At 73.2% G+C, this 12,522-nt stretch carries 15 protein-coding genes; 6 read left to right on the forward strand and 9 right to left on the reverse strand.

The annotated features are described in order from the left end of the window. The first annotated feature begins 19 nt into the window (after positions 1-19). The 3 genes from BLW85_RS30610 to BLW85_RS30620 are packed head-to-tail and all read left to right on the forward strand — an operon-like array spanning position 20 to position 1,936. Positions 20-418, forward strand: a complete 399-nt coding sequence (locus BLW85_RS30610; protein WP_074994135.1) for an ArsR/SmtB family transcription factor — start codon at positions 20-22, stop codon at positions 416-418. Next, entirely contained in the window at positions 415-1,527 is a 1,113-nt protein-coding gene (arsB, locus tag BLW85_RS30615) for an ACR3 family arsenite efflux transporter (protein WP_074994137.1), read from the forward strand. Before BLW85_RS30610 ends, arsB begins: the two co-directional genes overlap by 4 nt. Further along, positions 1,520-1,936, forward strand: a complete 417-nt coding sequence (locus BLW85_RS30620; protein ID WP_074994140.1) for an arsenate reductase ArsC — start codon at positions 1,520-1,522, stop codon at positions 1,934-1,936. Before arsB ends, BLW85_RS30620 begins: the two co-directional genes overlap by 8 nt. Before the next feature lie 27 nt (positions 1,937-1,963). Here the strand turns inward: BLW85_RS30620 and BLW85_RS30625 are convergent, their stop codons facing one another. From BLW85_RS30625 to BLW85_RS30650, 7 genes are all read right to left on the reverse strand, one after another. After that, on the reverse strand, positions 1,964-2,419 hold the full coding sequence (locus BLW85_RS30625; RefSeq protein ID WP_074994143.1) for a DUF5709 domain-containing protein: 456 nt from the start codon (positions 2,417-2,419) through the stop codon (positions 1,964-1,966). A 56-nt stretch (positions 2,420-2,475) separates the two neighbouring features. After that, positions 2,476-3,132: a DUF4232 domain-containing protein gene (locus tag BLW85_RS30630; RefSeq protein ID WP_074994145.1), complete on the reverse strand. Its 657-nt coding sequence runs from the start codon at positions 3,130-3,132 to the stop codon at positions 2,476-2,478. Beyond that, positions 3,129-3,281: a hypothetical protein gene (locus tag BLW85_RS39555; RefSeq protein ID WP_167381443.1), complete on the reverse strand. Its 153-nt coding sequence runs from the start codon at positions 3,279-3,281 to the stop codon at positions 3,129-3,131. Before BLW85_RS39555 ends, BLW85_RS30630 begins: the two co-directional genes overlap by 4 nt. A gap of 25 nt (positions 3,282-3,306) precedes the next feature. Beyond that, entirely contained in the window at positions 3,307-4,161 is an 855-nt protein-coding gene (locus tag BLW85_RS30635; protein WP_074994148.1) for an alpha/beta fold hydrolase, read from the reverse strand. Positions 4,162-4,232: 71 nt separating this feature from the next. Next, complete coding sequence (locus BLW85_RS30640) at positions 4,233-4,958, reverse strand: alpha/beta fold hydrolase (protein WP_070025665.1); 726 nt, start codon at positions 4,956-4,958, stop codon at positions 4,233-4,235. A gap of 194 nt (positions 4,959-5,152) precedes the next feature. Further along, positions 5,153-6,895, reverse strand: coding sequence for a pyruvate dehydrogenase (locus tag BLW85_RS30645; protein WP_074994150.1), 1,743 nt, complete (start codon positions 6,893-6,895; stop codon positions 5,153-5,155). Positions 6,896-7,109: 214 nt separating this feature from the next. Further along, entirely contained in the window at positions 7,110-7,544 is a 435-nt protein-coding gene (locus BLW85_RS30650; RefSeq protein WP_074994152.1) for a universal stress protein, read from the reverse strand. Between the two features lie 347 nt (positions 7,545-7,891). Between BLW85_RS30650 and BLW85_RS30655 the strand changes: the two genes are divergently transcribed. Genes BLW85_RS30655 through BLW85_RS30665 form a run of 3 tightly spaced genes read left to right on the forward strand, consistent with a single transcriptional unit; the run spans position 7,892 to position 10,000 of the window. Further along, on the forward strand, positions 7,892-9,049 hold the full coding sequence (locus BLW85_RS30655; protein WP_074994154.1) for an LLM class flavin-dependent oxidoreductase: 1,158 nt from the start codon (positions 7,892-7,894) through the stop codon (positions 9,047-9,049). Beyond that, a complete protein-coding gene (locus BLW85_RS30660) occupies positions 9,046-9,699 on the forward strand; it encodes an FMN reductase (protein ID WP_074994157.1) in 654 nt (217 codons plus the stop codon). The genes BLW85_RS30655 and BLW85_RS30660 overlap by 4 nt, the downstream gene beginning before the upstream one ends. Before the next feature lie 28 nt (positions 9,700-9,727). Beyond that, positions 9,728-10,000, forward strand: a complete 273-nt coding sequence (locus BLW85_RS30665) for a WhiB family transcriptional regulator (RefSeq protein WP_074994159.1) — start codon at positions 9,728-9,730, stop codon at positions 9,998-10,000. A gap of 103 nt (positions 10,001-10,103) precedes the next feature. On the opposite strand, the gene BLW85_RS30670 is transcribed toward BLW85_RS30665, so the two are convergent. Together BLW85_RS30670 and BLW85_RS39560 are read right to left on the reverse strand one after the other, a co-directional pair. Next, on the reverse strand, positions 10,104-11,768 hold the full coding sequence (locus BLW85_RS30670) for an MFS transporter (protein WP_244174941.1): 1,665 nt from the start codon (positions 11,766-11,768) through the stop codon (positions 10,104-10,106). Continuing rightward, positions 11,765-12,502: a YoaK family protein gene (locus tag BLW85_RS39560; protein WP_074996264.1), complete on the reverse strand. Its 738-nt coding sequence runs from the start codon at positions 12,500-12,502 to the stop codon at positions 11,765-11,767. Before BLW85_RS39560 ends, BLW85_RS30670 begins: the two co-directional genes overlap by 4 nt. Between the last annotated feature and the right edge of the window lie 20 nt (positions 12,503-12,522).

Raw genomic sequence — 12,522 nt, forward strand, 5'->3', positions numbered from 1 at the left:
AGAACGTCAAGATAGACGTATGTCGAAACAACAACTTCCGGTGATCGGCCAGGACGGCGGCGTCGCCGGTTGCTGCCCGGGACTGCTGACGGCTCCGCTCGACGAGGACCAGGCGGTGGAGCTGGCGAAGGTCTTCAAGGCGCTGGGAGACCCGGTGCGCTTGCGGCTGCTGTCGATGATCGCCTCCCGGGCGGGCGGCGAGATCTGCGTGTGCGACCTCACCCCGGCCTTCGACCTGTCCCAGCCGACGATCTCCCATCACCTCAAGCTGCTGCGCCAGGCCGGGCTGATCGACGGCGAACGCCGCGGGACGTGGGTGTACTACCGGCTGCTCCCGGAGACGACCGACCGGCTCGCCGCCGTCCTCGCCCGCCCCGCCGGTGAGCCGCTGCCCGCCTCCTCGGGCGCCGCCTCGTGAGCACCGCCCCCGGCACCGCGCCGGTCGCCGCCCGGCTGTCGTTCGTGGACCGCTACCTGGCCGCGTGGATCCTCGCCGCGATGGCCGTCGGGCTCGGCCTCGGCCGTCTGGTCCCGGGCCTGGGGGACGCGCTCGCGAAGGTCACCGTCACCGGGGTCTCGCTGCCGATCGCGCTCGGGCTGCTGGTGATGATGTACCCGGTGCTGGCCAAGGTCCGCTACGACCGCCTGGACACCGTCACCCGCGACCGCCGCCTGCTGATCCCCTCGCTGCTGCTGAACTGGGTCCTCGGACCGGCCGTGATGTTCGCCCTCGCCTGGCTCTTCCTGCCGGACCTGCCCGCCTACCGCACCGGCCTGATCATCGTCGGCCTGGCCCGCTGCATCGCCATGGTCGTCATCTGGAACGACCTGGCCTGCGGCGACCGTGAGGCGGCCGCCGTGCTGGTCGCCCTCAACTCGGTCTTCCAGGTCGCCGCGTTCGGCCTGCTGGGCTGGTTCTACCTCTCGGTGCTGCCCGGTCTGCTCGGCCTGGAGCAGACCACCCTGGACGTGTCCGTGTGGGAGATCGCACGCAGCGTGCTCGTCTTCCTCGGCATCCCGCTCGCCGCCGGCTACCTCACCCGCCGCATCGGCGAGAAGGCCAAGGGCCGCGCCTGGTACGAGGGGGAGCTGATCCCCCGCATCGGCCCCTTCGCCCTGTACGGGCTGCTGTTCACGATCGTCGTCCTCTTCGCCCTCCAGGGCGACGCCATCACCTCACGGCCCCTCGACGTGGCCCGGATCGCCCTGCCGCTGCTGGTGTACTTCGCGCTGATGTGGGCCGGGTCCATGGCGTTCGGCCGCGCCGTGGGCCTCGACCACCCGCGCACGACGACGCTCGCCTTCACCGCCGCGGGCAACAACTTCGAGCTGGCCATCGCCGTCTGCATCGCCACCTTCGGCGCCACCTCCGGCCAGGCCCTCGCCGGCGTCGTCGGCCCGCTCATCGAGGTCCCCGTCCTCATCGGCCTCGTGCACGTCGCCCTCGCCGTCCGCCGCCACTTCCCCGGGCCCGCCGCGACGGCCGCCGGGACCGCCCAGCCGAAGGAAGACGCCACCCGTGCCTGAGCCCCGCCCCTGCGTCCTGTTCGTGTGCGTCCACAACGCCGGCCGCTCCCAGATGGCCGCCGCCTTCCTCACCCACCTCGCCGCCGGCCGGGTCGAGGTGCGCTCCGCCGGGTCCGCCCCCGCCGACAGCGTCAACCCGGCCGTCGTGGCGGCGATGCGTGAGGCGGGGATCGACCTCTCCGCAGAGATCCCCAAGGTCCTCACCGAGGCGGCGGTGCGGGCCGCGGACGTGGTCGTCACCATGGGGTGCGGCGACACGTGCCCCGTCTTCCCCGGCAAGCGCTACCTCGACTGGCGGCTGGACGACCCGGCAGGGCAGGGCGTGGCGGCCGTCCGCCCGATCCGCGACGAGATCGAGCGGCGCGTCCGCGGCCTGCTCACCGACCTCGGGATCGACGCCGCCCCCTGACGGGCCGATCTGGCCAAACGAAAGACCCTAGGCGTCGGGGATCACATGCATCGCCGCCTCCTCCGCCGACGATCCGGCCCCGTCCAGTCCCACGTCGGACGCGAACAGGGCGGACCCGGTGATCTCGTGACTGCCTTCGTCCGGGGCGAGGAGGCGGCCCGCGCGTTCGGCGCCGACCTCGTCGTCGATCGGCTCGCCGTCCGTGTCCCAGGTGTCGCCGATCCCGTCGCCCTGCGGGACCCCGATGTCGGGGACCTCCTCCGCGAGGCGCTCGTCCAGGCTCTCCCCGCGCCACCGCTCCGACGCGGTGACACCGGTGTGCTCCACGCCCCACGGCCGGTCCGGGGGCGAGTAGCCCGCGTCCAGGGCCTCGTCGCCGCCCCGGTAGTCAAGGGTGTCCGACGCGTCCAGCAGACCGGCGTCGTCGCGCACCTCCGACCCATCCGGCTGGTACACCTCGTCACCCATCGTCTCGGCAGTCATCCGTGCCTCCGCCTTCCCTTCCGTATCCGCTTCCGAGTGCCGCACCGATCGCGGGATCAGGTGCCGTCGCCCGCTCTGAGGGGGCTCAGCCGGGGCACCGATGCCTTGCCCGTGTTCGAGACCTCGCCGCCGGTCCAGCGGACCGGGATCCAGGCCGTCTCGTCGGGCGGCGTGATGCGCAGGACCGCCGGTGTCACGGTGGTGACGCCGGTGAGCGCCGGGTTGGTGTACGTCATCGCCGACCAGGCCGCGGCTCCCGGGGCCAGCGTCACGGTCTGCCGTGTCTCGTCGGTGGCCCGTTCCGGATCCGGGGTGACCGCCTCGCCCGTGCCGTCGACGAACGCCACTCCCGGGAAGCCGCTGACCGTGCAGGTGCGGTCGGAAGCGTTGGTCAGGACGAGGACGAAGTTCGACTGACCGGCTCCGGGGTGGTCGGCCCCGACGGACGCCCTCAGCTCGGAGGTGTGGCAGCGCCGCCCCGTCGCCGGTACCGCGGGTTCGGGCGACGCCGTACCGGTGCCGGGGGAGGCCGTCGGGGACGGGGCGGAGGTGCCGTCGCCGGCCGGCCCCGTGGCGCTGGGGCCGTCGGTCGGCGAGGCGGAGCCGGTCACGGACGGCCCGCCCCCCGCGGTGTCGTCGGTGTGCCGGCTCGTGCAGCCGGTCAGCACGGCGCATCCGATGAGGAGGCCGGGCAGGAGGAGCCGGAGTGTCATGCCGCTTCCCAAGATCGCCGGTGCCGGTCCGACGGCACGCGTTCGCCGCGCTGGTCGCGCAGGGCCGCGGCGGGCGCGACCGTGAGGGCGCGGCCGGGCGCTCGGGGTGCGAACGCGACCGGCGCCGGGCCCGTGTCGGGCTGTGTCATCGAACTGTCCTTTCGTGGGGCCGGGTCAGCGACCGGGGTGAACGGAACGGACGGCCCTCAGGATCAGGTCGGTGACCGGGCCGGGGTCGGTCACCGACACGGCGTGCGGCGCGCGGACGGCGACGGTGCGGGCACGGGCGCGCTCGGCCATCCACCGCTCGGCGGCCGGCGGGATGTTGCGGTCCTCGCTCGCGACGAGGTACCAGCTGGGGATGGACCGCCACGCGGCGGCGGTGGCCGGCTCCTTGAGCGCGGCGAGGGTGATCGGGCGCTGTCCCGCGGCCATGACCTGCGCGGTTTTGACCGGCACACCGGCCGCGAACTGCTCGCGGAACAGGTCCTTCCTGATGACCAGTTCGGCCCCCTCCCCGCCGTCCGGCAGCGGGTAGTACTGGGTGACGGTGGCCTGGCCGAGGGTGCTGCCCGGGAACTTGTCGGTGAGCTGGAGCGCGCTCTCCCCGACCTCTGGCACGAAGGCGGCGACGTAGACCAGGGCCTCGACCTGTCGGGCGCCGGCCGCGGCCTGGCTGATGACCGCACCGCCGTAGGAGTGCCCGACCAGCACGATCGGGCCGGTGACGGCGTCCAGGACGCTGCGGATGTAGGCCGCGTCGCTCGCCAGCCCGCGCAGCGGCAGGGCAGGGGCCAGGACGCGGTGGCCCTGCCGCAGCAGGCGCTCGACGACACCGCTCCAGCTGGAGGCGTCGGCGAAGGCACCGTGGATCAGGACGACGGTGGGCGTGTCCGGGCGCGGGTGCGGTCGGTGCGGGCGGCCGGCCGCCGTCGCCGGCACGGAGAACGCGGTGCCCGCGGTGCCCAGCGCGGCGGCGCCGGCCAGGAGGGACGCGGTCACGGCGCGGCGCGAGACGGATGAGTTCATGGTTCGCTTCCTGCGGAGGGGGACGGCCGTTTCGGCACGGCCGGCGGTCGGGAGTGGGCGCGGCGGGCGCCTCAGGCGGAGGTGGCCCGGACGGCTTCCTCGATCAGCTCGACGACGCGCTCGGGGTGGGAGAGCATCACCAGGTGGGAGGAGTCGACCTCGACGGTGGTCATGCCGGCCCGCTGGTAGCCGTAGCGCTCCACGTCCGGGTTGATGGTGTGGTCCAGGGAGGCGACCAGGCCCCAGGAGGGCTTGGTCTTCCAGGCGGCGGCCGGGGCCGCGTCCGCGAACGCCTGGGCGGCGAGGGGACGCTGGGAGACGGCGAGGACCTCGGCGAGGCGGTGGTCGACGTCGGCGGCGAAGACGGCCGGGAACTTGTCGGGTTGTACCGACACGTCGGTGCCGGTCTCGGTCGAGCCCTCGACGGGGAACGGCGTGTAGACGAGCGCGGCGGCGAGGTCGGAGTCGGGGAAGCGGCCCTGGAGCTCGCCGAGGCTCTCGCCCTTCTCCAGGGCGTAACCGGCCAGGTACACGAGCGCCTTGACGTTGTCCTCGGTGCCCGCGACGGTGATGACGGCGCCGCCGTAGGAGTGGCCGACCAGGACGACGGGGCCGGGTATCCGGCGGACGATCGAGGCGATGTAGGCGGCGTCACCGATCAGGCTGCGGTTGGGGACGGCCGGGGCGACCACGTCCAGGCCGCGGGCGATCAGCCGGGGGATCACCTGCGCGTAGCTGGAGGCGTCGGCGAACGCGCCGTGCACGAGGACGACGGTCGGCTTGGGCGAAGGAGACATGGGAGGACTCGCTTTCGGGTGTCGTGGCCGGCGCCCGGAACGGCCTGCCGGCCGGGGCGTGAGGGTGCCGGGCGGGATGCCGCCGGCATGTGGGGAAACCTAGTGACGGGCGATGAGGGGTGTTTGTCCCTCAGTGCTCTGGTGCTGACCTGTCCGCGCTCACCATCGGCGTGCGCCGCCGGGCGGCCGCCCGCTCACGGCCTCGGGACGTTGCGGAGGTTCGCCCGGGCCAGGTCGATCATGCGTCCGACGCCGCCCGTGAGGACGGTGCGGCCGGCGGACAGCGCGAAGCCGGTGACCTGCTCGGTGGTGATCCTGGGCGGCAGCGCGAGGGCGTTCGGATCGGTGACCACGTCGACCAGCGCCGGCCCGTCGTGGGCGAACGCCTCCCGCAGGGCCTCGCGCACCTGCGCGGGCTTCTCGACCCGGATGCCGCGCGCGCCCGCGGCGGTGGCGATGGTCGCGAAGTCGGTGTGCGGGTAGCCGGTGCCGTGCGGCGGCAGACCGTCGACCATCATCTCCAGATCGACCATGCCCAGCGAGGAGTTGTTGAAGACGACCACCTTCACCGGCAGGCCGTACTGCACGAGCGTGAGGAAATCGCCCATCAGCATGGAGAATCCGCCGTCGCCCGAGAGGGAGACGACCTGCCGCGAGCGGTCGAGGAACTGGGCGCCGATGGCCTGGGGCAGCGCGTTGGCCATGGAGCCGTGCACGAAGGAGCCGAGCACGCGGCGCCGGCCGTTGGGTGTCAGGTAACGGGCCGCCCACACACAGCACATACCGGTGTCCACGGTGAACACCGCGTCGGCGGCGGCCTCCTCGTCGAGCACGGACGCCACGTACTCGGGGTGGATCGGGGTGTGCCCGCGGACGTCGTGGGTGTACGCCCCGACGGCGCCTTCGAGTTCGCGGACATGGCGGCGCAGCATCCGGTCGAGGAACCGGCGGGACGGCTTCTCCCGCACGGCCGGGGTCAGGCAGCGCAGCGTCTCGCGCACGTCCCCCCACACCGCGAAGTCCAACTGCGTGCGGCGGCCGAGCCGTTCGGGCTGGATGTCGACCTGGACGGTCCGCACGTGGCGGGGCAGGAAGTCCGTGTACGGGAAGTCCGTGCCGAGGAGCAGCAGCAGATCGCACTCGTGCATCGCCTCGTAGGCGGCGCCGTAGCCCAGCAGGCCGGACATGCCGACGTCGTACGGGTTGTCGTACTGGATGTGCTCCTTGCCGCGCAGGGCGTGGCCCACGGGGGCCTTCACCTTCCCGGCGAACGCCATCACCTCCGCGTGGGCGCCCTCGACGCCCCGGCCGCAGAACACCATCACCTTCTCGGCGGCGTCCACCAGTTCGGCCAGACGGGCCAGTTCGCCGTCCGCGGGCCGGACCGTCGGCCGGTCCAGCGGCAGGTGGAGTTCCGCCCCGCCCGCCGGGGCGTGCTCGGCGGCCACGTCTCCGGGCATCGACACCACCGACACACCGCGCCGGCCGACCGCGTGCTGGATCGCCGTCTGCACCACCCGGGGCATCTGCCGGGGCGAGGAGACCAGTTCCGAGTAGTGGCTGCACTCCTGGAACAGCCGGTCGGGATGGGTCTCCTGGAAGTAGCCGGTGCCGATCTCGCCGCTCGGGATCTGCGCCGCCAGCGCGAGGACGGGGGCCATCGAGCGGTGGGCGTCGAACAGGCCGTTGATCAGATGCAGGTTGCCCGGCCCGCACGACCCCGCGCACGCGGCGAGCCGTCCGGTCAACTGGGCTTCGGCACCGGCGGCGAAGGCCGCGACCTCCTCGTGCCGGACCTGGATCCACTCCAGGCGGTCGTGCCGCCTGACCGCGTCGACGACGGGGTTCAGGCTGTCCCCGACCACCCCGTACATCCGGCGCACGCCGGCACGGGCAAGGAGGTCGACGTACTGCTCGGCTACGGACTGTCGGGCCATGGTGCTCCTCGGGTGGGTCGCTCACGGGGCCGCGCCAGGCTAAGGAGGCGCCGAGGGGGCCGCTTGTTCCTCCGTGCACCGTTGGGCGACCGGCAGCGCACCACTCGGCCGCCGCCCGCGGGCGACCGCGCGCGAACCGGGTGCGCCCCGTTACCGGGGAGCATCCGGTACGCGACGGATCGCGGGCCTCGTGGCTCAGGCGACCACCCGCGGATCAGCCCTCGGCGGAGTCGTCCGCGGGCGCCAGGAGCACGGCGACCCGGCTGTGGTGGACGACGCTGTCGCTGACGCGGGGGTTGACGAGTGCTTCCAGCGAACCGCGGTGGTGGGGGCTGAGGATCAGCAGGTCGGCCTGCCACTCCACGGCGGCGGCGGAGATGGTGGTGGCGATCTGCGTCGTCAGCGCGTAGGCGACGGTGCCCTCCGCCTCGACGCCCGCGTCCCGCAGCGCGGCGAGCGCCTCGTCGAGGATGGCCTTGGCCTCGGCGTCGTCCTCCAGGGGCACCACGGCGGCGAGCGAGGCCGAGGACGGGGAGACGTGCAGAACGCTGACCTTGGCTCCGGTCAGCCGGGCCATGTCGCCGGCGAGGCGTATGACGGAGTGGCGGGCGGGGCTGGGGTCGACAGCGACAAGAATGCGCTGGAACATTGCTTATGTCCTTTTTCTGAGTATGTATCAAGTACCGCAGGCATCGAGCATCTGCTGAACAAACAAGGGGTACCGATGTGTTCCGCGGTCCCCCCGTCCGGCGTTTCTCATGGAACAGTGAATCCCCTACGGCGCCGCTTCCGTGCCGCTCGCCGGGCGGAAGTGCTTCCCCGGGCAAAACTCCGTGCGTCGTGCGACAAGACCCCCGGTCAGCGCCTTTTAGGGTCGCCGGAAGTAATCGCGTCAACGCCCTGAGAGGGCCGCGATTCCCGTGGCCGGCGGCGTCTCGTTCTCGGATCGCCGAATCCTGTGCCGCCCGGCTTTCTCCATGGTGAAAGGAATCCCCCATGCCCCCGGAAAACACAACGCCGAGCACACAATTCGGCGTCTTCACGGTCGGTGACGTCACGCCGGACCCGACCACGGGGCGTACGCCGTCCGAGCGTGAGCGGATCAAGGCGATGGTCGCGATCGCGCTGAAGGCGGAGGAGGTCGGTCTGGACGTGTTCGCGACGGGTGAGCACCACAACCCGCCGTTCGTGCCGTCGTCGCCGACCACGATGCTCGGCTACATAGCCGCGCGTACGGAGAACCTGGTCCTGTCGACGTCGACGACGCTGATCACGACGAACGACCCGGTGAAGATCGCGGAGGATTTCGCGATGCTCCAGCACCTGGCGGACGGGCGGGTGGACCTGATGATGGGCCGCGGGAACACGGGTCCGGTGTATCCGTGGTTCGGCAAGGACATCCGTGAGGGCATCAACCTGGCGGTGGAGAACTACGCGCTGCTGCGCCGGCTGTGGCGTGAGGACGTCGTGGACTGGGAGGGCCGGTTCCGCACGCCGTTGCAGGGCTTCACCTCGACCCCCAGGCCGCTGGACGGGGTCGCGCCGTTCGTGTGGCACGGATCGATCCGCTCGCCGGAGATCGCCGAGCAGGCGGCCTACTACGGCGACGGCTTCTTCCACAACAACATCTTCTGGCCCACCGGTCACACCAGGCGGATGATCGAGCTGTACCGCAACCGGTACGCGCACTACGGGCACGGCACGCCGGAGCAGGCGATCGTCGGGCTGGGCGGTCAGGTGTTCATGCGGAAGAACTCGCAGGACGCGGTGCGCGAGTTCCGTCCGTACTTCGACAACGCCCCGGTGTACGGGCACGGTCCGTCGCTGGAGGAGTTCACCGAGCAGACCCCGCTGACGGTGGGTTCCCCGCAGCAGGTGATCGAGCGGACCCTCTCCTTCCGGGAGTACGCCGGCGACTACCAGCGCCAGCTGTTCCTGATGGACCACGCGGGACTGCCGCTGAAGACCGTCCTGGAGCAGCTCGACATGCTCGGCGAGGAGGTCGTGCCGGTACTGCGGAAGGAGTTCGCGAAGAACCGCCCGGCGAACGTGCCGGACGCCCCGACCCACCGGTCGCTGCTCGCCGCGAAGGACGCGAAGGACGCGCAGGACGCGAAGGACGCGCAGGACACGAAGGAGGAGAGCACCGTATGAAGCTCGTCGTCGTATCGGCGGGACTGAGCGTCCCGTCCTCCACCCGGCTGCTCGCCGACCGGCTGGCCGCCGTCGCCGCCCCGGCGGCAACCGCCCCCGAACCCCAGCCGGCCGGTGTCCGGGTGATCGAGCTGCGCGACCTCGCCGTGGAGATCGCGCACAACCTCACCAACGGGTTCCCCGGGAAGCAACTGGCCGGTGCCTTCGACACGGTGGCCGAGGCCGACGGGCTGATCGTCGTCACACCGGTGTTCTCCGCGTCGTACAGCGGGCTGTTCAAGTCCTTCTTCGACGCGCTGAGCGCGCACGACGAGGGCGCCCTGGCCGGGAAGCCGGTGCTGATCGCCGCGACCGGCGGCACCGCTCGGCACTCCCTGGTCCTGGACCACGCCCTGCGCCCGCTCTTCGCCTACCTGAAGGCCGTCGTCGTCCCCACCGGGGTCTACGCCGCCTCAGAGGACTGGGGAGCCGAGGGCCTGGACCGCCGGATCGCGCGGGCCGCGGGCGAACTGGCCGCCCTGATGGGTGGGTTCACCACGGCCCCCAAGCCCGCCGGACAGAGCCTGGAACCGGTGCCGTTCGAGCAGCGGCTCGCCGCACTGGGCCGGCTCCCCGGCCGCACCCGGTCGCATCCCGCCACGGAGCTGTGACGCCTGAAGCCCACGGAAGGAGAGGACGATGAGGACTCGGACGAAGCCGCTGCTGCGGGTATGGGAATGGCAGGCCGAGGCGGCCTGCCGGGGGATGGACAGCGCGGTCTTCTTCTCGCCCGCCGGCGAACGCGGCCGGGCTCGCCGGCGCCGCGAGCAGGCGGCGCGGGAGATCTGCGGCGGCTGCCCGGTGAGCGGCCCCTGCGGTCGCTTCGCCCTGACGTCCCGGCAGACCTACGGCGTGTGGGGCGGGTACACCGAGGCCGAGCGCCGTGCCACGGTCCCCGTGCACCCGAAGTAGCCGAACGGGGCGGGCGCCCGGACGAGCCGTTGCGCCGCGCCCCGGCGAAGCCGGGCGGATTCCACCCGCCCGGCTTCCGCGCTTTCCCCGGCATGCCCCGGGATCAGGCCGGGGGACTGCTTCGACGCCCCGCCCAAGGGACCCCTGCCGCGCCCGCGTCCCGCCCCCCGGCGGCGACCACGGGCCCGGCCGTGACGTCGAAGGCATGGGTCACCTCGGGCGCGGTGCCCGCCACGAGCAGTGCGCGGGCCCGCTCCTCGAAGCGGCGGTCGTTGGCCGTGAGCCGGCTGTGGTGCTGGGCCAGGTGCTCGGACCAGGAGGCCACCAGATAGTTCTCGACGAACCGGTCCGGATCACGGCCGTCCTGGTAGAGGCCCCAGGACAGGGCGCCGGTGCGGCGCCGGGAGCGGGCCACGTGCCGCATGCGGTCGCTGAAGGCGGCCCGGTTCTCGCGGGCGATCCGGTACGTGACGGAGACGAGCACCGGGCCGTCGGCCGGTCCGGGTTCGAACACCAGGGGCGGCACGGGCCAGTGGTCGGAGGGGCTCGGATCGAGCCCGTCCACGCCGTGCAGCGGCCAGCGGCGCACACTCAGCGCACCGGCCACCAGCAGCCCGGCCCCGGTCAGCAGGGCGACGGTCAGGCCCAGCGCGTCGGCCAGCGCGCCCCAGGCGGGCGCGGTCAACGCCTGCCCGCCCTGGAACACCACGAGATAGATGGCGAGCCCCCGGCCCCTCACCCAGCCCGGCAACCGCTGCTGGACGGCGGCGTTGAGGGTGGACAGCACGCCGATCCAGGCCGTCCCGGCGGGCAGCAGGGCCGCCGCGGCGAGCCAGGGAAGACGGGTCGTGGCCAGCAGCACCAGCGTCGCGGCGAAGACCGCCGCCCCGGCGGCCAGCGTGCCGTTGGCACCCAGCCGGCGCCGGAACACCGGCAGCGCGAAGGCACCGCCGACCGCGCCCGCCCCGACGACCCCGAGCAGCAGCCCGTACCCGCCCGAGCCGAGCCCCAGCGAACGGCTCGCGACGAGGGGCAGCAGCGACCACAGGGCGGCCCCGCCCGGAATGAACAGGGCCGTGCGCAGCAGGACCCGGCGCACACCGGGAGCGTGCCAGACGTAACGGCGGCCGGCCTGCACGGCCGCGAGGAGCCCTTCGCCGTGCCCCGTGGGCTCGGGTGCCGCCGGCCGCCGCCACAGCAGCAGCACCCCCGCGATGCCCAGGTACGACAGCGTGTTGAAGGCGAAGACCCAGCCCGCGCCCGCGGCCGCGACCACCGCGCCGCCGAGGGCCGGGCCGACGGCACGGGCGAGGTTCATGTTCACGGCGCCCAGCGCGGCCGCCTGCCCCAGCTGCTCGCGCGCCACCAGTTCCGGCTGGATCGCCTGCCAGGCCGGACCCATCAGTGCCGTGCCGCAGCCCAGCAGGAAGGTGAGGGCGAGCAGCGGGCCGGGCGCGAGCGCGCCCCGGAAGGCGAGCACCGTGAGCACGGCGGAGACGGCGAGCATCGCGAACTGGGCCGCGAGCAGCAGCGTCCGGCGGTCGTGACGGTCGGCCAGCACACCGGACGGCAGCGCGAGCAGGACGACCGGCAGGCTGGACGCGGTCTGCACGAGCGTCACCAGGGCGGCACCGTGCCCGAGGAGCAGCCACTGGGCGCCGACCGTCTGCATCCAGCTGCCGGTGTTGGACACCAGCTGCGCGATCCACAGCGCGCGGAAGACGCGCGCCGCGAGCGGCGCCCAGGCCGAGTCCCGCGCCTGCTTCACGACTGCGGCCTCGTCCAGTCGGCGTCGGAGGACCAGTGGCGGCGGACGGCGACCAGTGCCGCCGCGAGCAGCACCAGGGCCAGGGCCACCACGAGGAGGAGCGAGGCGTGCCGCAGGAGCAGGGCGCCCGCCAGGGCCCCCAGGAACATGGCCAGGACGGAGAGGATCCGCCGGCCGGGCCGGGGGGCCGCCCCGCCGGCCGGGGCGGAGTCGGCGGCCAGCCCGGTCAGGGTCAGCGTCAGCACGGTCGTGGTCAGGTCCGGGACGCCCAGGCGCCGGGCGACGGCGTTCTGGAGCCCCATCGCGAGGCCCAGCAGCACGACCAGGGCGTACTTCACCGGGTCGGTGACCTCGTCGTGCCCGAGCGCGACGGTGAGCACCGCGCCGGCGACCAGGACCGTCTGGACCGCGGTGGCCGCGGTCAGCATCCGGCCGCGGTGTGCGGCGTAGCGGGTGGCGAAGCGCCCTCCGGTCAGCGCTCCGGCGAGGAACGACGCCATCGACACCAGGGACGCGGGCGCGGACAGGCCCGGCGCGCCCGCCAGGGCGAAGCCCAGGAAGACGACGTTGCCGGTCATGTTGGCGACGAAGACGTGCCCGAGCGCCAGGTAGGTGACGGCGTCGATCAGACCGGTCACCACGGTCAGTCCCAGCATCAGCGGCGGCAGCGGCCCGTGCCGGTCGCCCTTCGGCGGGACGAGGGTGCGGGCGGCGTCGGTCAGCAGCCTGCGCATGCCGTCACCTCCCGTCCGCG

It is taken from the genome of Streptomyces misionensis, from assembly GCF_900104815.1.
Taxonomy (GTDB): domain Bacteria; phylum Actinomycetota; class Actinomycetes; order Streptomycetales; family Streptomycetaceae; genus Streptomyces; species Streptomyces misionensis.